The sequence below is a fragment of the Streptococcus thalassemiae genome (assembly GCF_903645285.1).
Classification (GTDB): domain Bacteria; phylum Bacillota; class Bacilli; order Lactobacillales; family Streptococcaceae; genus Streptococcus; species Streptococcus thalassemiae.
Genome location: NZ_CAHJXN010000004.1, coordinates 190,633 through 211,939 on the forward strand (window position 1 = coordinate 190,633; position 21,307 = coordinate 211,939).

Genomic DNA, 21,307 nt, shown 5'->3' on the forward strand with positions numbered 1-21,307 from the left:
TTGATTCTCCTATCTTATTTTATCTCAAGCCCATTTGAGCGAGCTTGGTTTGATATTTGTTTTGATCAACCAGCAAGCCCAAGCCTCCATAAACATCATAGGCATCTACCCAGTCACCCAGTTCTGGAATCGTCAATTTTTCAATACCATTTTTTGCTCCATCCAAAACAGATAAACCGTTTGTTAGGAGGAAAGTATAGGGTGCATTGGTTGAGGTCATAGCAAAAACCTTTCCAAGAGCTTCAGAACCAGTGAAAAGTTTAGTGGGATCTTTAATTTGCTCTAAAATTGCTGTTAAAACTTGTTGCTGTCTTTTTGTACGGCCGTAATCCGCCTCATCGTCATCACGGAAACGAGCATAATTGAGCAGGGTCGAGCCATTCATCTGCTGCTTCCCGACTTTGATGGTTTGGGTTGGAGACTCAGTCTCAGTAGCGTGTAAATCATCTCCGACTGTAGCTTCTGTTAGTGGACGCCCATTCAATGTTGAAAATTGGGCATCAATTGTCACCCCATCAGGGAAAAGCGTGTCAATCGCTGTTGCAAAGGCCTGAAAATCGACCAAGGCGTAGTACTTAATGTCCAAATCAAAATTATCTTTCAAAACTTGACGAACCATTTCTGCCCCTTTTTGCCCCTCTTGTTCTCCTAACTCATAGGCTACGTTTAACTTGTTATCCGTCTGTTTTCTACCGTTAATCACTTGGCTATAACCGTCTATATAAACCAAATTGTCACGCATGAAGCTGACTAGCTTCATTTTCTTATCTGAGCCGCCAACATTTAATACCATAATAGAGTCTGTCCGCGTCTCAGCACTATTTTGACCAATTCGACCGTCCGTCCCCATGATCAAAATATTAACCCCGTCTCTAGTGTCCTGACCATTAAAGACTTGAACCTGTGCTGCCTTAGCATCAGCAGTTTTCTTTGCGCTAGCATCTTGGTAACCACGCAAAAACATGAATACCATGGCCAAAGCCACACAGACCAAAAGTGAAAAAATCACCATAAAAATGCGTTTAAGACGGAGCTTCCGTCTTTTCTTTTTGGGAGGAGCAGAGAGTGCTTGTGATTTGTATTGTGAGCGACTCCGGTTCGCATAGCTTGGTAAGTCGACCTGCTCTTCTCTTTCTTGTTCCAAGCTGGAACTACTATTTACTCTAGCAAGAGTTAGCTTTTCTTGCAAGTAAGCAAACTCATTTTTTTCTCTCTCATTGAGATAGTGAATATTTTTTAGCAAATAATCATAACGCAACTGCTCATGATGACTGAGAGGATTTTCTTTACTCATCTTCTCTCCTTTCCATGGTCTGATATTGGATAAATCGGATAGGTACCCAGAACTTTATACTGGATTCCAATCGCTTCTAGTTCTTTTTGGGCAAAGTGAACCAAGTCCCTATCAGTATAGTCCACATCGATAATGAAAAAGTATTCGCCCAGTGCTGTCTTAAGTGGACGACTTTCAATTTTTGTTAAGTCAATTCCTCGCCAAGCAAAGGTCGACAAGGCCTTATAAAGTGCACCTGGAAGGTTATCAGGTAAGGTCAAGGCCAAACTCATTTTTTCAGTTTGTGCTTGCAAGGGAATAGTAGGAATTTCGGCTCCTAGCACCCAAAAACGTGTGAAATTGGCTTCCATTTCCTGAATATCCTCGGCAATCAGTTCCAAGCCATATTCTTCTGCAGAACTTCTAGGTGCAATTGCCGCAAAAGGCTGGTCTGGATGTTCGGAAATAAAGCGGGCCGCATAAGCTGTACTAGCTGTTACCTCGATTTGAGCCTCTGGATACTGTTCATCGATGAATTTCTTTCCTTGAGCCAAGGCCTGTGGATGAGAAAAAATCTTTTCAATCTTAGTATGACCTGGGACTACCATCAACTGCTGATGAATAGGCTGAACGATTTCTCCTACTGCTTGGATGCGAGCCTGATGAAAAAGGTAGTCCAAGGTTTCATGCACACTACCCTCGATAGAATTTTCAACTGGCACCACAGAATAGTCCACCAAGCCTTGCTCGTAGGCCTTGATGACATCTGTAATGTTGGCGAAGGCCTGCAATTCCTCATGAGGAAAAGCAGTCTGCACAACATGGTGTGAAAATGATCCCTTGGGACCTAGATAAGCAATTTTCATCTCAGTTCCTCTATAATTTCCTCTGGGCTTAGCTTGGTCACATCCAAAATCCGACTGGCTACTTCCTCATACCAAGCCTGTCTTTCTTGAAAAATAGCTGCAAGTTCTTCCTTGCTATTATTTAGAAAAAGCGGACGCTGATTGTCCTGATCAGCTGCGATGCGTTGGTAGAGGGTTTCAAAATCGGCTTTCAGATAGATATTATCAGAATTAGTCTTGAGTAAGTCACGATTTCGCTGAGAAATAACCACTCCACCACCAGTTGACACAACTTGATCTCTTTGTAGTAACTCAGCTAATACTTCTGACTCTACCTGTCGAAAGACCTCTTCTCCCTTTTCAGCGAAAAAATCCGCAATGGACATACCTAAGCGCTTCTCTATCAGAGCATCCATATCAAGGTAATTAGGGTCCAATCCTCTTGCAATAGTCGATTTGCCAGCTCCCATAAATCCTAGTAATACCTTAGCCATGAATCAAGCTCTCCAAATCATCAAAGAAGCTCGGATAGCTGGTATTGATGGCTTCTGCACGATCAAGCTCCACCTCTCCATCTGCAACCAAAAGGGCTGCAATGGCTGTCATCATTCCGATACGATGGTCTCCAAAAGTATTGACTCTAGCACCGTGAAGGGCTGATTTCCCTTTGATAATCATCCCATCTGCCGTAGGAGTAATATCTGCTCCCATACTATTTAAGGCATCTGCCACAACCTGAATGCGGTCTGTTTCCTTAACCTTAAGTTCCTCAGCATCCTTGATAACTGTAACACCTTGGGCTTGGGTCGCAAGTAGGGAAATAATAGGCAATTCATCAATCAAGCGTGGAATCAAAGCGCCACCAATCTCTGTTCCTTTCAAGTCAGAAGACTCAACAATCAAGGTAGCAGATTTAGCGACTGGGTCAATTTCAGTTATTTTCAATTTTCCACCCATGGCACGAATGACATCGATAATACCGGTGCGCGTTTCGTTGATCCCCACATTCTGCAGCACTAGACGAGAATTTGGAACAATCAAACCTGCGACCAACCAAAAGGCTGCACTGGAAATATCTCCTGGCACGACCACCTTTTGTCCTGTCAATTTTTGTGGCCCTTGGACTGTGATTTTCTTGCCCTCTACACTTAAATGACCACCAAATTGTTGCAGCATATCTTCAGTATGATTACGGGTACACTCTTTTTCGATAATAACAGACTCCCCCTGAGCCTGCAAGGCTGCAAACATCAAGGCTGACTTGACTTGGGCAGAGGCAATTGGCAACTCATAATGAATAGGTCTTAGGTTTTTCGTCCCTTTTAAATGAAGGGGAGGAAGGTCTCGCTCAGTTTGTCCCGAAATGCTGACGCCCATTTTTTTCAGTGGAATCGTCACACGATCCATAGGACGTTTGGAAAGACTATCATCGCCAAACATTTCTACTTCAAAGTCTGCACCAGCAAGGACACCTGAAATCAGGCGAATCGAGGTGCCAGAATTTCCCATATCAAGGGCATTTTGTGGAGTTTTCAAGCCGTCCACACCTACACCTTGAATAGTAATGACACCGTCTTCATCCTCAATCTCTACACCAAGATCACGAAAGACCTGTATGGTCGAAAGAACGTCTTCACCTCGAAGAATATCATAAACCTTGGTCTCACCCTCAGCCAAACTTCCAAAGATAATAGAACGGTGACTGATAGACTTGTCACCTGGAACTCGGATACTGCCGTGTAAGTGGCGAATGTTTGTTTTTAGTTTCATACTGGACCTCATACTTGCAATACTTTTACTTATTTTATCATAAAAAGCCAGAAATTCCTTAAAATTTCTGACTTTATGATAGTTATTTTCTTATTTTAGCAATTCTGAAACTGGTTCGAAAACAATTTTTTCAATGTCAGAAAGGTAAATGGCCAATTGTTGTTGCTTGGTAAAGAATTCCGACAATAGGCTGTTTCCTTGAATCTGCTTGCCAAAGCCTTCCATCTTCGCTTGGAAGGAAGCATCTGGCATTTGACCTGTTTGTGCTAGTTTTTGAATTTCCTCTTGGAAAGCAACATATTCTGTAAAGATTTTGCTTGCCTCAGCGTCTGCTGCAATCGCATCTTTAGCCGCTTTGACAGCCTTGTATTCTGGCAATTCGCGTAGGCCGCGACTGAGTTCATTTGCACTATCGTAAATATTTGACATGATTTTCTCCTTATTTGATAACGACTGTATAGTCGGTGTTTTCTGTTATGAGGTGCTCGGCTCGTTCTAAATCTTGAGCATTTTTAAATGAAATTTGTAGAATCCCGTGAATATCCTCACGGTTTTCCTCGTTGATGTGGATGTTAACCAAGGAAGTTCCACGTAGCAATTCCAAAATCCGCAAGATGACATTTTCTTCATCGGGAACATCGACATAGAGGTCATAAGAGCTATCCACACCACCACGCTTATGGATTTCCATGGCTTGGCGTTGCTCACGCGCTTGGTTGAAAAAGTTCCAAATTTGCTCTTCATCTCCCTTACTGATGGCTTGTCCAACCTCATCTAAACGTTCCTTGAAATCCTCAATTCGATCCAGAATGGTTTCACGATTAGATAAGAGAATGGAGGTCCACATACCCGGCTCGCTTTCCGCAATTCGAGTCATATCTCGAAAACCACCGGCCGCAAAGCGCCTCGCCATCTCATGTTCTTGAGCATAGACCGCAGTCTGCTCCATGAGACTGGAAGCCAGAATATGAGGAAAATGGCTAATCTGAGAAGTCACACGATCATGCTCCTTGGCATCAATCTCGATAAAACGAGCATGAAGCCCTGAAAGCAAGTCCTTCATTTCCTCGAGCGTATCAGGACTTGTCAAGCTAGAAGGTGTAAAGATATAATAGGCATTTTCAAAGAGATTGACATCTGCAGAAGCTGCCCCTGTCTTGTGACTACCAGCCATAGGATGGGCCCCGACAAAGCGAACAGGCTTGCCAGCCAAATAGTTCTCCGCTGCGTCTACAATGGCTGACTTGGTCGAACCAGCATCTGAAATAATAACTCCTTCTTTCAAGTCCAAGTCGGACAACTCCTTAATGAAAGCAATGGTTTGTTTGATTGGCAAACTGAGGATAATGATATCTGCCAAAGGAGCAAAACTGGCAAAATCATCCGTTGCACGGTCAATCATGCCTTCTTTCAAGGCGATATCTCTCGAAGCTTGGCTACGATTATAACCTAAAATTTCATAATCTGGATGATCACGTTTGATGCCAAGGGCCAGAGAGGCACCAATCAATCCAAGGCCTGCGATATAGACTGTTTTTGCCATAGGAACTCCTTAATAGTTCTTTGTATAGTCTCGGTGTTGGGCTACCGCTTCTTTTAGTTCCTCAAGATTGTCTGATGAGAATTTTTCAAGGATTTCTTGTGCCAGAACCGTTGCCACAACGGCTTCCATGACCACTCCTGCAGCTGGAAGGGCGGTCGGATCACTTCTCTCCACAGTCGCCTTGTAGGGTTCATGGGTTTCGATATCCACACTCATAAGTGGTTTGTAGAGAGTAGGAATAGGTTTCATGACTCCACGAACAACGATGGGTTGCCCATTGGTCATACCACCTTCAAAGCCGCCCAGATTGTTAGTGCGGCGAGTATAGCCGTCTTCTTTAGACCAGAGAATTTCGTCCATAACTTGGCTGCCCTTACGGTAACCAGCTTCAAAGCCGAGACCAAATTCTACTCCTTTAAAGGCATTGATAGAGACAACTGCTTGGGCCAATCGCGCATCCAATTTTCTGTCCCATTGGACATAGGAACCAAGACCAACTGGAACACCTCCAACGACTGTCTCCACAACCCCACCGATGGTATCACCGTCACGTTTAATTTGGTCAATATAATCCTTGATTTCCTGTTCTCTTTCTTGGTTGACAATAGAAACTTCAGACTGGGCAGCTCGTTCCTTAATCTCAGCGACTGTTAAATTTTCAGGAACATCGATTTCCTTACCACCAAAGACCACGACATGGTTGGCAATCTCCATATCCAGTTCAGCCAAGAGGCGTTTGGCCACTGCCCCAACAGCCACTCGCATGGTGGTTTCACGAGCTGATGAACGCTCCAAAGAATTTCGCAAATCATCAAAACGGTACTTGATGCCCCCAACCAAATCAGCATGACCTGGGCGAGGATGGGTGATTTTTCGTTTGCTTTTAAGACGGTCTTCAATGTCCTCCGCAGACATAATGTCCAGCCATTTTTGGTGGTCCTTATTGATGACATCCATGGTAATGGGAGCCCCTGTCGTCTTCCCATGACGAACGCCTGAAGTAAAGACAACTTGGTCGCTCTCAATCTTCATACGGCCACCACGACCGTAACCACCCTGACGGCGTTTCAAATCCTCATTGATATCCTCTGCTGTCAAAGGTAGTCCAGCTGGAATTCCCTCAATAATAGCTGTCAGACGGGGACCGTGTGATTCTCCTGCAGTTAAATATCTCATACACTCTCCTTATTTTACCAAGTAGTCTTTCATCTCTTCCAGAGAAACTGGGTGAATAGTCGCTGAACCAAGCTCTGGTACCAAGACCAATTTCAAGGTATTGCCACGCGCCTTCTTATCATGAGTCAAAGCCTGATAAAGCTTGTCAACATCCCAGTTTTCATAGTCAATAGGCAAGCCAAATTTCTGACACATAGCTGTAATGGACTGAGTTATGCCAGCTGGCATGAGACCTTTTTCCTCAGCAACCTTGGAAATCTGAACCATTCCCATGGCCACAGCTTCACCATGCATGACTTTTCCATAACCGGCAGTTGCTTCAATGGCATGACCAATAGTGTGACCAAAGTTGAGGTAAAGGCGTACACCATTGTCCAGCTCATCCTCAACCACCATCTTGCGTTTAACCTGACAAGAATGTTCAATCAAAGTCTCCGCATGTTCCAAAATGCTCTCAACAGAACCATCCAGCTCCGTCAAAAGAGCCCAAAGTTCTGGATCCTCAATCAAGCCATACTTGATAACTTCACCCATTCCTTCAATCAACTCTCTTTTCCCGAGGGTTTCAAGAACAAGTGGGTCAATCAGAACCCCATCTGGTTGGGCAAAGGTACCCACCATATTCTTAGCAAATGGAGTGTTAACGCCTGTCTTTCCGCCGATAGAAGAATCCACCTGGGCTGTCAAGCTGGTCGGAATCTGAACAAAATGAATACCCCGCATATAGGTAGAGGCTACGAAACCAGCCAGGTCTCCAACGACACCACCTCCGAGAGCCACGACTCCATCGCTACGAGTCAACCCCTGCTTAACTAGAAATTCATAGACTTTCTGGACAGTGGTTAAATTCTTTCTTTCTTCCCCTTCCAAAAAGTCAAAAACTGCTACCTGAAAACCAGCATCTTCTAGGCTGAGCTTGACCTTCTCTGCATAAAGAGAAGCTACATGGTTATCTGTCACAATGACCACTTTTTGTGGTTGCCAGAGTTCTCGCAACCATTGGCCAGCCTGAGCCAGACAACCTTTTTCAATCTGAATATCATAAGGATGATGAGGAATATCGATTCTGATTTTCATAGGAGAATCTCCTTTTCTTTATTGGTATTTTTCTGTTAAAGACTGCCAAATCTCTTCTGTCGGCATTTCCTTGCCTGTCCACAGTTGAAAAGCTTCTGCAGCTTGATAGAGCAACATTCCCAGACCATTGACCGCTGGATTGCCCTGCCTCCTAGACCATTTCAAAAACGGCGTCTCAAAGGGTTGGTAAATAATATCTGCTACTAAGAGAGTTTCTGGTAAGACTATGCTTTCAGGAACTGGGGATGATTGACCGTCCATTCCTACACTTGTCGCATTGACCAGTAAATCCGACTCGGCAATCCTTGCTTGCAGTTCAAAAACATCTTCTAAAGCATACAAGTCCACTTTAAAGCCTGTCTGCTCCTGTAATTTGTCTAGGTAAGGTCTTGTTTTTTCCATGGAAACTGAACGAACAAAGACCGAAATCTGACTGACACCATCCAAAATAGCTTGCGCCAGAATGGATTTAGCCGCACCACCTGCACCCAGCAGGGTCATCTTCTTACCTGTAATTGTAAAAGAAGGCAAGCTCTTAAAAAATCCCTTGCCATCTGTATTATATCCAATTAAAGTGCCATTATGATTGACAACCGTATTGACCGCACCAATCAAGCGCGCTTCGTCACTCAGCTCATCCAAATAAGGAATCACTTGCTCCTTATAGGGCATAGAAAGGTTGATGCCAAACATCTGGTAGCGACGAATATTAGCCACTGTTTCTGCCAAATCACCCGCTTCAATCTCCCAAGCCACATAAGCACCGTTGGTAGCTGTCGCCTCAAAGGCGCTGTTGTGAATAAAGGGGGAAATAGAATGCTTAATAGGATTGGCAACAACGGCAGCTAAACGTGTATAGCCATCAAGCTTCATCCAAAATCTCCCGAATTTTTTTCATGTTAGCTAAGGAAATCTGACCTGGGGCACTTGCCTCATCTAGACTAGCAAAGGACCAGCTCGAACCTGTCACATCCGCAGTGATACGAGAGACCTTACCCACCTTGCCCATAGAAATGGTCACATATTCCTGCTCAGGATTGAGGGTTTTAAAGCCTCGTGTATAGTTCATCAAGTCTAGCACATCCTGCTCTGTGTGAGCCATCACCGCAACCTTGACCAGTTTTGGATTTAGGCTCGTCAACTCTGATAAGATTTCCATCATATTTTCAGGTGTTTCTTGGAAATTGTGGTAACTCAAAACGAGATTTGGGAAGTCCAACATTTCCTCAAAAACATCCTTGTAGCTATAGTACTCAAAATCAATGTAGTCTGGTTGATAGAGTTGCGCCACTTCCTTGATGAGATGGATATATTCTTCTGGAGAAAGGTCGATTTCTCCCCCTTCAGAGCGAGTTCTCAGAGTGAAAACTAACTCACGACCTGCGAATTTTTCAAAAATAGCTGGAGCCACCTGCAAAATCGCTTCTTTAGGCAGATAGTCGGCACGCCATTCAATGATATCAGCATCCTGATACCTCGTAGCATCCAGAGCCTGGGCCTCCTCTAAACTCCTTGGCATTACTGAAACGATTAATTTCATTTACTAACCTTCATACTAATCACCTTGAGGTAATTACTACTTTCATCTTTTTTATTATAGGCGAAATCTGCTGGAAGACCATATTTATTTAAAATCTGGTAACTTCTTCCTGCAAAGCCTTTATCAATTTGTTCTGTAAATTTCTGACGGGAAACATTGGCAGCATTGGTACTGGCAATGATAATCCCTCCCGGATTTAAAATCTCCAGACTCTGGGAAATCAACTTGTGATAATCCTTGGCCACAGAGAAGGTCTGTTTTTTGTTCCGAGCAAAGCTAGGCGGATCTAGGACAATCACATCATAGGTCAAGCCTTTTCGTTTGGCATACTTGAAATACTCAAAGACATCCATGACTATAAAACGATGGTCGTCTGTGCTGAGCCCATTTGCCTGAAAATGCGCTTGAGACAATTCTCGTGAACGTTTAGCTAGGTCCACAGAAGTTGTCTGGCTTGCTCCTCCCATGGCCGCAGCTACTGAAAAGGCTGCTGTGTAGGAAAACATATTGAGCAAGGATTTACCCATAGCCAAACCGTCAACCAAGCTACCTCGAACTTCATGCTGGTCTAGGAAAATACCTGTCATCAAGCCATCATTCATGAAGACCTGATACAAGACACCATTTTCCAGAACAGTGAAAAAGTCAGGTGCTTCTTGACCATAAACATGGGCAGATTCATAGTCCAAACCCTTGAAGCGGATCTTCTCATAAATCCCTAAAACCTCAGGAAAAACCTGTCTAAAGGATTCTGAGATAAGCTTGCGAATCTGATAAACATAAGAGTTATACCAAGAAAAGACAGCATAGTCGCCATAAAGGTCCACTGTCAGACCGCCAAAGCCATCTCCCTCTTGGTTAAAGAGACGAAAGGCAGTTGTCAAATCATCTTGATAGTAGGCTGTTCTCTTTTCTTTAGCTTGTCTAAACAGTGTTTCAAAGAAAGCTTGATTTAAGGCCACCTTGTCCTTACTAACAAACCAGCCCAAGCCCTTGTTTTGCTGAGAAAGGTAGGCAGTCCCAAGAAAGTTTCCATCTTGACTATGGACTTCTACTTCCTGATCCTTGAGATTGACATTCTCAAGATCACTGGCTTCTAGTAAAACCAGACCTTTGGCGAGCTTCTTTTCAACCCTTTTGCTAACTCTTATTCTATTCATAACTATCATTATATCAAACTTTTAGGCAATTCTCAAAAAAGAAACTACCCTTGCTTTTTTACTCTTCTTTTAAAAAATGGTATACTAATACTAATAAAAAATTAGGAAGTAAATGTGTGAAAAGCAATTTTAACAAAATCCAAAAAGCCATCGGTACCAGACTGGGTTTTGTCCTAACCCTTTTAATCGTCTATTGGTTCAAAAACTTATTAGCCTATGCCGTTGACTTTAATTTAGACATTCAATTGGGCAAATTGCAGGGAAATTACCTTGCCTTTATCGCCTTTTTCAACCCCCTTCCTTTGGGCCTCCTTCTACTAGCTCTAGCCCTCTATGCTCGGTCAACAAAGGCCTTTTACAGTCTCAGTATAGCTATTTACAGCCTTTTATTCATTTGGCTCTATTCCAATGTCTTTTACTATCGAGAATTTAGTGACTTTATCACAGCTAATACCATGAAGGTGGTCAGCAAGGTGTCTGTCGGCACTGCAGAACTAGAGTTACTGCGTCCTTGGGATTTTATCTATTTTATGGATTTCCCATTGCTAGCTTTCCTTTTCTTTAAAAAATTCATCCATTTAGATAGGAGACCTTTCAAATTCCGCTCCAGTGTTGCTATCACTGCTCTCTCAGCCTTGCTCTTTTCAGCTAACCTTTTCTTAGCAGAGATTGAACGTCCCGATCTCCTGTCGCGAGGATTTTCTAATTATTATGTTGTTCGTGCCCTTAGTTTGCCAGCCTTTTTAGGTTATAGCGCCAACCAATCCTACAGTGCAAACAAGGAACGTGCCAAGGCCTCTGAGACTGATCTCCAACCTATTACAGACTATATTCAAGAACATGCTGCTAAGCCCAATCCAGACTATTTTGGCTTAGTCAAAGGGAAAAATGTGATTTATCTCCACTTGGAGAGTTTCCAGCAGTTCCTACTTGACTATAAACTCAACATAGATGGAACTGAGCACGAAGTCACTCCCTTCCTTAATTCCCTCTACCATTCGCAATCTACACTAGCCTTTTCGAATATCTTTAACCAAGTCAAGGCTGGTAAGACATCAGATGCGGAAACCATGCTAGAGACTGGTTTGTTTGGACTTGACCAAGGTTCCTTTATGGTCAACTATGGAGGTACCAATACCCAGCAAGCAGCTCCTTTTATCCTATCAAAAAACGGCTATCAATCGAGTGCTGTCTTTCACGGTAATATCGGGACCTTCTGGAATCGAAATACAACCTACAAACAGTGGGGCTACCAATACTTCTTTGACGCTTCCTATTTTACTAAGCAAGACAGTAGCAATTCTTTCCAATATGGTTTAAATGATAAAATCATGATGAAAGATTCTATCCAGTATCTGGAGCACTTGCAGCAGCCTTTTTATGCTAAGTATATCACGGTGTCCAATCACTATCCCTATGCTAGCAATCTGACAGGCGATGAGCTTGGTTTCCCCTTGGCTAAAACCAAAGATGAAACCATCAATGGCTACTTCCAAACAGCTAACTATCTGGATAGTGCTATCAAGGCCTTCTTTGACTATCTCAAAGAAAGTGGCCTCTATGAAAAATCCATCATCGTCATCTACGGAGACCATTATGGAATTTCTAACTCCCGCAATCCTGAGCTGGCACCCTTGATTGGAAAGACTTCTGATAACTGGTCGAATTACGACAATGCCATGTTGCAACGAGTGCCTTTTATGGTGGTCATGCCTGGCTATAAAAAAGGACAAATCATCAATACCTACGGTGGACAAATCGATATCTTACCGACTCTCGAACACCTCCTTGGTATCGAATCCAGTTCCTTCCTTCAAGTTGGACAAGACCTTCTGTCTCCAGACCACCAAGAGATCGTTGCCTTTCGGACTGCCAATTCCTTCGTCACACCAAAATACACCAGCTACGACGGACGAACCTACTATACTGAAAGTGGTCTCGAAATCAGTAATCTTGATGAACAAACTCAGACCGAACTGGAAAGCGTTCGGCAAGCAGCTAGTCAACAGCTAAAAATCAGCGACCAGATTCAAACTGGCGATTTGATCCGTTTCTACCAAGCAGATCATCTTGGAAAAGTTGATACAGAAAGTATTTCTTACCTCAATTCCTTGCCAATTCTACAAAAGATTGAGCAGGAAAAGGGAAGTCAGTCAACTAGCCTCTTTAGCCAACGAAAAGGTAAAACCAGTACTGACCTTTTCAAGGCACCAAGTTACCAAGAACTCCATCCAGAGTCGGCAGAAACCGAATCAAAATCACAATAAAAATGCTCTTCCGTCTTGGAGGAGCATTTCTTTTTATAAAATAAAATTCAAAGAAAATCAAAGAACAAACTAGAAAACTAGCCACAGTTTATACTCAATGAAAATCAAAGAGCAAACTAGGAAGCTAGCCGCAGGCTGCTCAAAACACTGTTTTGAGGTTGTAAATAAGACTGACGAAGTTAGTCACATATATACGGCAAGGCAAAGCTGACGTGGTTTGAAGAGATTTTCGAAGAGTATTAACTTTGAGATTGTAGCTGGAGAGGCTGTATCAGTAATATGTGTCTGTCAAGTTTAGTGACGTAGATAGTAGAAGAAATATTAGGATATAAATCAGCTTCAGCAGGTATCTGGAAAATTTGATTTTATAGAAAAGCCTTTTGTTACAAACTCAATATACTATCAATAAATAATATTATAGAAGCAACAATAATTATAATTTCACCTATCTGCATCATTCTATTTCGAACTTTAAATATATGTTCTCTCAAAAATACTTGGATCACACACATTATAGGAATGAAAGTTTTTGAAATTGAAAAATATCCAAATAAATAAACTATAAACAACAATAATAGAACTATATTATATTTCTTATTCAAAACGTTCCTCCCTATATATTTTTGATTACCAATCCTAATCATTTACAACTACATTCTAACAAACTATAAAAGTGTTTGTCGAATTGAATTTATCAAGCGAGAGACCAACTAGCTCATCTTTTTTCTATCTCTGCCAATATGCGTGACAGGTAGTAATGATAGCCAAAAATAGCAAGAGCAAGCAAGAGGATAAGAGCTCCTACTCCCAAGCTTATGGCAAGGACAGGGGTGAGAGACTGAACCAAGAATAAGCTCCCTATTACAAGGGCCATTAAGATTGCACTATAAATAAAAATCAAAACAATTGCTACTATACGATTTGAACGGTTCACCAGGTCCGTAATGTTACTCCAATTGGTTGACAGATTTTTCACGTCCTTAAAGTAATTGTGGCAAGAAAGGATGACACTGGTAAGGATCCAGACTACAAGAAGGTAAATCATCGAAAGGATGGGCAAGCCTAGATATAGAGAAAGGCCAAGTAAAGTCAGAACTGGTAAAAAGGACTGGACAGCAAATATAATCCAAAATTTCACTTTCACATAGCGAGTAAAGTCAAAGGGTAAACTCTTAAGAAAATCAACATTTTCCCTCTCCAAGGATAAAGCAATTGAATGCAGGCTGGTGATATTGTTATTGACAACTGCTATAAACACTCCTACAAAAAACAAGGGTAACCAGTATAGAGGATGAATATCTGGAACTATCTGAGAATCTCGGATTTTGGAAATCAGACCAATCATCATGAGATAAGGAAGGAAAGCACTTGTAAAAAGCACTGTAATCACGCCAGTCCCCTGTCCCAAGAGGGTGAGGTGGTAGCGTAAAACCATACGGAAAAATCCTTTTTTAGTAGTTGAAATTCTCTCCTTACTGCGACGTTCTTTCTTGACCTTCTCCTCACTGTTAAGCAGAATCACGTCATAAAAATGAGGAAGAACCTTCTTTTTGGTCAGGTAAAGTAAGAAGACAGTTAGAGTTATCCAAGCGAGCAGACCCAGTATGGCTTCTGTCGAAAAAGGCTCCACTGCTATTTTGTAAAAGATATGAAGAGGATAAAGGAGAAATGGAATGTCTCTAACTTTGTCAACAATACTTCCAAAAGTCGACTGTAGAAAGAGGACAAATATTAAAGGTATGAGAACTCCTATCCCAATCATCACATTGGCAAAAATAGACTGATACTTTCTGAAGACCGTAGTCTGAGCCAAGAAATGTACTGCCACTACCATCACTAAAGTAACAGAGACAAATAATAAGGCCAAGGACAGCAGCATCAAAGGCAAGCCAAGCCAAAGAGAAGGTGCTAGCCTAATGTAGAGAACTAGAAAATAAGCTAGGATTGGTACAATTCCAGGCAGAGCTGGCAAGAGGACAGACAGTCCTTTAGCAATTATAATCTCTGATTCTTTAAAGGCATAAGGCCTATACGATACCAAATCCTTACTCTCATAAAAGACATTGTAAAATGCAGTGAAAGAAGTTGAAAAGGCAAGCACCAGTAAAATAGCAACCATGCTACTAAAAAAACTTGGCATTTCCTCAAAAGGAAAACGAAAGGCTATATTTATAAACATCAAAAGCATCAAGAGACTGGAAAAAATGTAAGAACTTAGGACTCTAGCGGAAACATTTACTTTTTTCCCAGGATTCTTGGCTTGCTTCTTTCGTAGGTTAGCCAGATTAGCTTCTTGAGATGAATAAAGGATATTGATATCAACTAATTTTTTAATGACCTTGAGACGCATCCGCAACCTCCTCTTTTCTACCAGCAAGACTAAGGTAGATACTTTCCAAAGACTGGTCTGGGTGGTCTTTTCTCAAGTCCTCTACACTACCACAATAAATCAAATGCCCCTTTTTCAAAATGGCAATCCGATCACAGACTTGCTCAGCTACCTCTAGGACATGGGTTGAAAACAAGACTGTCTTGCCTTTTTGCGCATGCTCCTTCATCATTTGCTTCAAATCAAAGGCAGCTTGGGGATCCAAACCAGCCAAGGGTTCGTCCAAGACCCAAATATCAGGATCAGACAAGAGTGCCCCAATGACAAAGACTTTCTGACGCATTCCGTGAGAAAGGGTTTCAATAACCTGATAACGATTTTCAGCAAAATCAAAAACACTCAATAGCCTAGCTAGACTAGCCTCCAAGTCAGAGCTAGTCAGATCATAGGATGAGGCGATCAATTCCCAAAATTCATTGGCCGTTAAACGTAAAAATAAGTCAGGCGAGTCTGCAACATAGCCAATCTTTCGTTTGATCGCCAAGCGATTTTCCGATAAATCCTGACCGTCTACTAAAATACGACCACTGCTGGGCGAAATGATACTGACTAGGGATTTTATGGTGGTCGATTTCCCAGCCCCATTATGGCCAATCAAGCCCATAATCTCTCCATTTTCAATCTGCAGATTGAGATTGCTCAAGGCCTCTTTATCACCATACAACTTACTAACATTTTGAAATTCAATCATGGGACAACTCCTATCTTTATCTATATTACATACTATTATATTAGCACTTTAATACAAAAAAATCAACACTTTATTTTAAGTAGATACAATAGTTTCCTCCTATTCTTACGCAAACGTTTGCGCCGAGAGATACTTTATGATAGAATAAAGAACAAGATTGACAAGTAAGAGGAAACATCATGCAAAATCAAACACTCATGCAATACTTTGAATGGTATCTGCCCCACGACGGTCAGCACTGGACACGTCTGGCTGAAGATGCTCCACACCTAGCTGATCTCGGTATCAGTCATGTCTGGATGCCACCAGCTTTCAAGGCTACCAATGAAAAAGATGTAGGTTATGGGGTCTATGACTTATTCGACCTAGGCGAGTTTAACCAAAAAGGGACTGTCCGCACCAAGTATGGTTTTAAAGAAGACTATCTTCAAGCCATTCAAACTCTAAAAGCACAGGGAATCCAGCCTATGGCCGATGTGGTACTCAACCACAAGGCTGCGGCCGATCACATGGAAGCCTTTCAGGTTATCGAAGTGGATCCTGTAGACCGTACAGTTGAACTTGGAGAACCCTTCACTATCAATGGCTGGACTAGCTTTACCTTCGATGGTCGCCAAAATACCTACAATGACTTCCACTGGCACTGGTACCACTTCACAGGTACAGACTACGATGCCAAACGTCGTAAGTCTGGGATTTATCTGATCCAAGGGGACAATAAGGGCTGGGCAAATGAGGAATTGGTCGATAATGAAAACGGTAACTACGACTATCTCATGTATGCCGACCTAGACTTTAAGCATCCTGAAGTCATCCAAAATATCTATGACTGGGCTGATTGGTTCATGGAAACGACTGGTGTAGCTGGTTTCCGCTTGGATGCCGTTAAACACATTGACTCTTTCTTTATGAGCAATTTCATCCGCGATATGAAGGAAAAATACGGTGAAGATTTCTATGTTTTTGGTGAATTTTGGAATCCAGACAAGGAAGCCAATCTAGACTATCTTGAAAAAACGGAAGAACGCTTTGACCTTGTCGATGTTCGTCTCCACCAGAATCTCTTTGATGCTAGCCGAGCAGGTTCCAACTACGACCTTCGTGGTATTTTTACAGATAGCTTGGTTGAACTCAAGCCTGACAAGGCTGTGACTTTTGTCGACAACCACGATACACAACGAGGTCAGGCTCTTGAGTCTACCGTTGAAGAATGGTTCAAACCAGCAGCCTATGCCCTCATTCTGTTACGCCAAAATGGTCTTCCATGTGTCTTTTACGGCGACTACTATGGGATTTCAGGGCAATATGCTCAACAAGATTTCAAAGAAGTCCTTGACCGCCTCCTAACCATCCGAAAAGATTTGGCCTATGGAGAACAAACAGACTACTTTGACCACGCTAACTGTATCGGTTGGGTCCGTTCAGGTGCTGAAAATCAATCCCCAATCGCAGTCTTGATTTCAAATGACCAAGAAAACAGCAAATCAATGTTTGTCGGCCAAGAATGGGCTAACCAAACTTTTGTAGATTTACTTGGAAACCACCAAGGTCAAGTTACAATCGATGAGGAAGGTTATGGACAATTCCCTGTCTCAGCTGCTTCGGTAAGTGTCTGGGCATCCAATACAATCTAATAGTTCTTAATAATCAAGTCAGGTCCAAGCGGATTTGGCTTTTTTGCATTCACAAAAAGACCTACCCAAATGGATAGATCTTTATACTCAATGAAAATCAAAGAGCAAACTAGGAAGCTAGCCGCAGGTTGCTAAAAACACAGTTTTGAGGTTGTAGATAAGACTGACGAAGTCGGTTACCTATACCTACGGCAAGGCGAAGCTGACGTTGTTTGAAGAGATTTTCGAAGAGTATTACTTGATTACAATTTACCTGCTACTGCATCCAACAATTCTTGGATCTTAGCTTGGTTGCTTCCTCCTGCCATGGCCATGTCTGGTTTACCACCACCACGTCCATCGACGATTGGTGCCAATTCTTTGACAAGGTTTCCTGCATGAAGGTCTTTTGTCTTACTTGCTACAAGAACATTGACTTTGTCACCGATAGCAGCAACTAGGACAAGAAGATCAGAGTAGTCTTTTTGTTTCCAGTTATCCGCAAAAGTACGAAGGGCACCTGCATCAGATACAGACACTTGGCTAGCAATGTAACGGTGACCGTTGACTTCCTTAACGTCCTTGAAGATATCGCCTGCGGCTGCAGCTGCGGCTTTTTCTTTCAACTCAGCATTTTCTTTTTGAAGTTGACGAAGTTGTTCTTGAAGTCCTTCTACCTTGTGAGGTACTTCCTTGACTTGTGGTGCTTTCAAGGTTGCTGCGACAGCTTTAAGAGCATCTTCTTGTTCACGGTAGGCCTCAAAGGCTTCCTTACCAGTCACTGCCAAGATACGGCGAGTTCCTGATCCAATCCCTTCTTCTTTGACAATCTTGAAAAGACCAATTTCAGAAGTGTTGCCAACGTGGGTACCACCACAAAGCTCGATAGAGTAGTCACCGATAGTAACAACACGGACTTCCTTACCGTATTTCTCACCAAAGAGAGCCATAGCTCCCATTTCTTTAGCAGTATCAATATCCGTTTCAACTGTCTTCACTTCAAGAGCTTCCCAGATTTTCTCGTTGACTTGCTGCTCAATGGCACGCAATTCTTCTGCAGTTACTGCTTGGAAATGAGTAAAGTCAAAGCGAAGGAATTCAACTTCGTTAAGAGATCCTGCTTGTGTTGCGTGATTTCCAAGGATATTGTGAAGGGCAGCGTGAAGCAAGTGAGTAGCAGTGTGGTTTTTCATGACACGGTGACGACGATTTGTATCAATTGCCAAGGTATATTCTTGGTTCAAGGCAAGTGGTGCAAGGACTTCAACTGTATGAAGAGCTTGTCCGTTTGGTGCTTTTTGAACATTTGTCACAGTAGCCACAACCTTACCTGACTCATCCAAGATTTGTCCATGGTCAGCGACCTGTCCACCCATTTCAGCATAGAATGGCGTTTCCGCAAAGATAAGAGAGGCAGTTCCTTCTGATACAGCTTCTACTTCTGCATTGTCAGCTACGATAGCCACCAATTTAGAAGACAATTGACTAGCATTGTAGTTGAAGACACTTTCTACAGTGATGTTTTGAAGGGTTTCATTTTGCATCCCCATTGAGCCACCCTTAACAGCTGACGCACGCGCACGTTCTTGCTGTTCTTTCATGGCCGCTTCAAATCCTTCACGGTCCACAGTCATACCAGCTTCTTCAGCGATTTCTTCAGTCAGTTCAACTGGAAATCCATAAGTGTCATAAAGTTTGAAGACATCTGAACCAGCGATGACAGATTGACCTTTTTCTTTCAAGTCTGCTACGATGCCTTGGGCAAAGTGTTGACCTGAGTGAAGGGTACGGGCAAATGACTCTTCCTCGCTCTTAACGATTTTCTCAATAAAGTCACGTTTTTCAAGCACTTCTGGGTAGTAGCTTTCCATGATTTTTCCAACAGTTGGAACCAGTTTGTAAAGGAAAGGCTCGTTGATTCCCAATTTTTGACCATGCATAGAAGCACGACGAAGCAAACGACGAAGGACGTAACCACGGCCTTCATTTCCTGGAAGGGCACCATCACCGATGGCAAATGAAAGGGAACGGATGTGGTCAGCGATAACCTTAAAGCTCATGTTATCACCATCTTGGTCATAGACCTTACCAGACAATTTCTCCACTTCACGGATAATCGGCATGAAGAGGTCTGTTTCAAAGTTAGTCTTAGCCCCTTGGATAACCGCCACCAAACGCTCCAAACCAGCACCCGTATCAATGTTCTTGTGTGGCAATTCCTTGTATTCACTACGAGGAACAGCAGGATCTGCGTTAAATTGTGATAACACGATGTTCCAGATTTCAATATAACGGTCGTTTTCAATATCTTCTGCAAGGAGACGAAGGCCGATATTTTCTGGGTCAAATGCTTCTCCACGGTCAAAGAAAATCTCTGTATCAGGTCCAGAAGGTCCCGCACCGATTTCCCAGAAGTTATCTTCAATTGGAATCAAGTGACTTGGGTCCACTCCCACTTCAATCCAACGGTTGTAAGAATCTTTATCATCTGGATAGTAAGTCATGTAAAGTTTCTCAGCTGGGAAGTCAAACCACTCAGGGCTGGTCAAAAGCTCATAAGCCCAAGTGATTGCTTCGTCACGGAAGTAATCTCCGATTGAGAAGTTCCCCAACATTTCAAACATGGTATGGTGACGTGCAGTCTTCCCTACGTTTTCGATATCGTTGGTACGGATAGCCTTTTGGGCATTGGTAATACGTGGATTTTCAGGAATAATAGTCCCGTCAAAGTATTTCTTAAGGGTTGCTACACCAGAGTTGATCCACAAAAGTGTTGGGTCATTTACAGGAACCAAACTCACTGATGGTTCTACAGAGTGACCTTTGGTCGCCCAGAAATCAAGCCACATTTGGCGTACTTGTGCACTAGATAGTTGTTTCATATTGTCTCCTTATTTACTTGTTTAATGTGATTGGCTTTCCAACATTTCCACATAGTCAATCGCGACACAGAGGGAAATGACTAGGTCTGCATAAGCGTCCTCAAGAACCGTTACGGTATAGGTAGAGGTCAGATGGAAGAGTTCCTTCTTAATTTCCGCAATCAGCTGATCGCGATCATCCAGCAATTTGAAATTCAAATCCCAGATATTGCCTTCGATACGAAGACCTAGATTATCAAACTCATACTTATCTCGCCAGAAGGTCAACTTCTTGCGAATGACAAAACTCGATCCGTCCTGAAGCTGAATCTCAAAACGAGGAAGCAAGGTCAAGATTTCTTTACTAATCTGACTGACCTGTTCACCATTAGCATCATAGATGGTAAAGGTTTTGGGAATCTTAAAAAATGATCCCTCCACCTGATAGGCGATTTCTCCCCTGTCATCCTTGATAGCGAAGCGTTCGCCTCCAAGACGAAACTTTTGTTTGACAAGAAATGTTTTCATCAACACCTCCAAAAATCAAAAGACAAGCTCATATCACGAAGGGCGAAAAACCGCGGTACCACCTTCATTCAATGAACTTGTCATTCTCTTGTTCTTATGCAATTGTATGATTGAGTAGCATGACCTCCTAGCTTAGATGGCTCGCAGCACCGCCATTTCTCTGGACTAAGACAAGAGAAAATCAATTCTCAACTTTCTTATTATAACGTTTTTTTAAGTCTACGTCAACTGAAAATCATCTCCGTTGAATCAGACCAATTCTCTATATCTCAGATTACTTTTTCAGGATATATTTTTTCTTACTGCCATTTTTCTTTTTATCCCAACTTTTATCCCAAGTTTTCGAATTGCTAAATATAGCTACACAAATATTTGCAAATATAAAGTTTCCTATCACCAAATATATAGACTCAGTTGTTAGGTATTGTCGATCCAAGCCATCCTTTAGATAAAATAGTATATATGTTTGCTGAACAGTCAAAAAGGTTGGCCAGAAACTTTTTTTGAAAAAAGTAGACATTTTCATTATTTGTTACCGCTTTCTGTAAGGTTAATCTTAGTATACTACTGGGCA

The 21,307-nt window shown here is 42.3% G+C and carries 19 protein-coding genes; 2 read left to right on the forward strand and 17 right to left on the reverse strand.

Annotated elements, in window-relative coordinates; genetic code table 11:
• Window positions 1-19: 19 nt before the first annotated feature.
• The 11 genes from psr to HWX15_RS08530 all read right to left on the reverse strand — a co-directional run bounded on the left by psr (window position 20) and on the right by HWX15_RS08530 (window position 10,384).
• Window positions 20-1,294, reverse strand: coding sequence for a polyisoprenyl-teichoic acid--peptidoglycan teichoic acid transferase Psr (gene psr, locus HWX15_RS08480; RefSeq protein ID WP_175880851.1), 1,275 nt, complete (start codon window positions 1,292-1,294; stop codon window positions 20-22).
• Window positions 1,291-2,139 carry a prephenate dehydratase gene (pheA, locus tag HWX15_RS08485; protein ID WP_175880852.1) on the reverse strand — a complete coding sequence of 283 codons (849 nt, stop codon included), beginning with the start codon at window positions 2,137-2,139 and terminating at the stop codon, window positions 1,291-1,293. Before pheA ends, psr begins: the two co-directional genes overlap by 4 nt.
• Window positions 2,136-2,612, reverse strand: a complete 477-nt coding sequence (locus HWX15_RS08490; protein WP_175880853.1) for a shikimate kinase — start codon at window positions 2,610-2,612, stop codon at window positions 2,136-2,138. Before HWX15_RS08490 ends, pheA begins: the two co-directional genes overlap by 4 nt.
• Window positions 2,605-3,888, reverse strand: coding sequence for a 3-phosphoshikimate 1-carboxyvinyltransferase (gene aroA, locus HWX15_RS08495; RefSeq protein WP_175880854.1), 1,284 nt, complete (start codon window positions 3,886-3,888; stop codon window positions 2,605-2,607). Before aroA ends, HWX15_RS08490 begins: the two co-directional genes overlap by 8 nt.
• A gap of 90 nt (window positions 3,889-3,978) precedes the next feature.
• Window positions 3,979-4,317, reverse strand: coding sequence for a YlbF/YmcA family competence regulator (locus tag HWX15_RS08500; RefSeq protein ID WP_070478366.1), 339 nt, complete (start codon window positions 4,315-4,317; stop codon window positions 3,979-3,981).
• A 10-nt stretch (window positions 4,318-4,327) separates the two neighbouring features.
• The gene (locus HWX15_RS08505; protein WP_175880855.1) at window positions 4,328-5,431 is read right to left on the reverse strand and encodes a prephenate dehydrogenase; all 1,104 of its coding nucleotides are present in this window, start codon (window positions 5,429-5,431) and stop codon (window positions 4,328-4,330) included.
• Window positions 5,432-5,440: 9 nt separating this feature from the next.
• Entirely contained in the window at window positions 5,441-6,607 is a 1,167-nt protein-coding gene (aroC, locus tag HWX15_RS08510; RefSeq protein ID WP_175880856.1) for a chorismate synthase, read from the reverse strand.
• Between the two features lie 9 nt (window positions 6,608-6,616).
• The gene (aroB, locus tag HWX15_RS08515) at window positions 6,617-7,684 is read right to left on the reverse strand and encodes a 3-dehydroquinate synthase (protein ID WP_175880857.1); all 1,068 of its coding nucleotides are present in this window, start codon (window positions 7,682-7,684) and stop codon (window positions 6,617-6,619) included.
• Window positions 7,685-7,702: 18 nt separating this feature from the next.
• Complete coding sequence (locus HWX15_RS08520) at window positions 7,703-8,557, reverse strand: shikimate dehydrogenase (RefSeq protein ID WP_175880858.1); 855 nt, start codon at window positions 8,555-8,557, stop codon at window positions 7,703-7,705.
• Window positions 8,547-9,224 carry a type I 3-dehydroquinate dehydratase gene (aroD, locus tag HWX15_RS08525; RefSeq protein ID WP_175880859.1) on the reverse strand — a complete coding sequence of 226 codons (678 nt, stop codon included), beginning with the start codon at window positions 9,222-9,224 and terminating at the stop codon, window positions 8,547-8,549. Before aroD ends, HWX15_RS08520 begins: the two co-directional genes overlap by 11 nt.
• The gene (locus HWX15_RS08530) at window positions 9,221-10,384 is read right to left on the reverse strand and encodes a class I SAM-dependent rRNA methyltransferase (RefSeq protein ID WP_175880860.1); all 1,164 of its coding nucleotides are present in this window, start codon (window positions 10,382-10,384) and stop codon (window positions 9,221-9,223) included. Before HWX15_RS08530 ends, aroD begins: the two co-directional genes overlap by 4 nt.
• Window positions 10,385-10,500: 116 nt before the next feature.
• On the opposite strand from HWX15_RS08530, the gene HWX15_RS08535 reads away from it, so the two are divergent.
• On the forward strand, window positions 10,501-12,651 hold the full coding sequence (locus HWX15_RS08535; RefSeq protein WP_175880861.1) for an LTA synthase family protein: 2,151 nt from the start codon (window positions 10,501-10,503) through the stop codon (window positions 12,649-12,651).
• A gap of 383 nt (window positions 12,652-13,034) precedes the next feature.
• On the opposite strand, the gene HWX15_RS10275 is transcribed toward HWX15_RS08535, so the two are convergent.
• The 3 genes from HWX15_RS10275 to HWX15_RS08545 all read right to left on the reverse strand — a co-directional run bounded on the left by HWX15_RS10275 (window position 13,035) and on the right by HWX15_RS08545 (window position 15,731).
• Entirely contained in the window at window positions 13,035-13,295 is a 261-nt protein-coding gene (locus HWX15_RS10275; RefSeq protein WP_367948265.1) for a hypothetical protein, read from the reverse strand.
• 71 nt (window positions 13,296-13,366) lie between these two features.
• Entirely contained in the window at window positions 13,367-15,001 is a 1,635-nt protein-coding gene (locus tag HWX15_RS08540; RefSeq protein WP_175880862.1) for a hypothetical protein, read from the reverse strand.
• Entirely contained in the window at window positions 14,982-15,731 is a 750-nt protein-coding gene (locus HWX15_RS08545) for an ABC transporter ATP-binding protein (RefSeq protein ID WP_175880863.1), read from the reverse strand. The genes HWX15_RS08540 and HWX15_RS08545 overlap by 20 nt, the downstream gene beginning before the upstream one ends.
• A gap of 179 nt (window positions 15,732-15,910) precedes the next feature.
• Here HWX15_RS08545 and HWX15_RS08550 point away from each other — a divergent pair, with 179 nt between their 5' ends.
• The gene (locus HWX15_RS08550; protein ID WP_175880864.1) at window positions 15,911-17,365 is read left to right on the forward strand and encodes an alpha-amylase; all 1,455 of its coding nucleotides are present in this window, start codon (window positions 15,911-15,913) and stop codon (window positions 17,363-17,365) included.
• Window positions 17,366-17,607: 242 nt separating this feature from the next.
• Here the strand turns inward: HWX15_RS08550 and alaS are convergent, their stop codons facing one another.
• The 3 genes from alaS to HWX15_RS08565 form a co-directional block, all read right to left on the reverse strand.
• Entirely contained in the window at window positions 17,608-20,226 is a 2,619-nt protein-coding gene (gene alaS, locus HWX15_RS08555) for an alanine--tRNA ligase (protein WP_175880865.1), read from the reverse strand.
• A gap of 21 nt (window positions 20,227-20,247) precedes the next feature.
• Entirely contained in the window at window positions 20,248-20,733 is a 486-nt protein-coding gene (locus HWX15_RS08560) for an LURP-one-related/scramblase family protein (protein WP_175880866.1), read from the reverse strand.
• A gap of 274 nt (window positions 20,734-21,007) precedes the next feature.
• Entirely contained in the window at window positions 21,008-21,259 is a 252-nt protein-coding gene (locus HWX15_RS08565) for a hypothetical protein (RefSeq protein ID WP_054385332.1), read from the reverse strand.
• Window positions 21,260-21,307 lie beyond the last annotated feature (48 nt).

Coding starts and splice junctions, on each gene's coding strand:
- psr (WP_175880851.1), bottom strand. CDS start 1,294: ATGAGTAAAGAAAATCCTCTCAGTCATCATGAGCAGTTGCGTTATGAT.
- pheA (WP_175880852.1), bottom strand. CDS start 2,139: ATGAAAATTGCTTATCTAGGTCCCAAGGGATCATTTTCACACCATGTT.
- HWX15_RS08490 (WP_175880853.1), bottom strand. CDS start 2,612: ATGGCTAAGGTATTACTAGGATTTATGGGAGCTGGCAAATCGACTATT.
- aroA (WP_175880854.1), bottom strand. CDS start 3,888: ATGAAACTAAAAACAAACATTCGCCACTTACACGGCAGTATCCGAGTT.
- HWX15_RS08500 (WP_070478366.1), bottom strand. CDS start 4,317: ATGTCAAATATTTACGATAGTGCAAATGAACTCAGTCGCGGCCTACGC.
- HWX15_RS08505 (WP_175880855.1), bottom strand. CDS start 5,431: ATGGCAAAAACAGTCTATATCGCAGGCCTTGGATTGATTGGTGCCTCT.
- aroC (WP_175880856.1), bottom strand. CDS start 6,607: ATGAGATATTTAACTGCAGGAGAATCACACGGTCCCCGTCTGACAGCT.
- aroB (WP_175880857.1), bottom strand. CDS start 7,684: ATGAAAATCAGAATCGATATTCCTCATCATCCTTATGATATTCAGATT.
- HWX15_RS08520 (WP_175880858.1), bottom strand. CDS start 8,557: ATGAAGCTTGATGGCTATACACGTTTAGCTGCCGTTGTTGCCAATCCT.
- aroD (WP_175880859.1), bottom strand. CDS start 9,224: ATGAAATTAATCGTTTCAGTAATGCCAAGGAGTTTAGAGGAGGCCCAG.
- HWX15_RS08530 (WP_175880860.1), bottom strand. CDS start 10,384: ATGAATAGAATAAGAGTTAGCAAAAGGGTTGAAAAGAAGCTCGCCAAA.
- HWX15_RS10275 (WP_367948265.1), bottom strand. CDS start 13,295: ATGATTAGGATTGGTAATCAAAAATATATAGGGAGGAACGTTTTGAAT.
- HWX15_RS08540 (WP_175880862.1), bottom strand. CDS start 15,001: ATGCGTCTCAAGGTCATTAAAAAATTAGTTGATATCAATATCCTTTAT.
- HWX15_RS08545 (WP_175880863.1), bottom strand. CDS start 15,731: ATGATTGAATTTCAAAATGTTAGTAAGTTGTATGGTGATAAAGAGGCC.
- HWX15_RS08550 (WP_175880864.1), top strand. CDS start 15,911: ATGCAAAATCAAACACTCATGCAATACTTTGAATGGTATCTGCCCCAC.
- alaS (WP_175880865.1), bottom strand. CDS start 20,226: ATGAAACAACTATCTAGTGCACAAGTACGCCAAATGTGGCTTGATTTC.
- HWX15_RS08560 (WP_175880866.1), bottom strand. CDS start 20,733: ATGAAAACATTTCTTGTCAAACAAAAGTTTCGTCTTGGAGGCGAACGC.
- HWX15_RS08565 (WP_054385332.1), bottom strand. CDS start 21,259: ATGAAAATGTCTACTTTTTTCAAAAAAAGTTTCTGGCCAACCTTTTTG.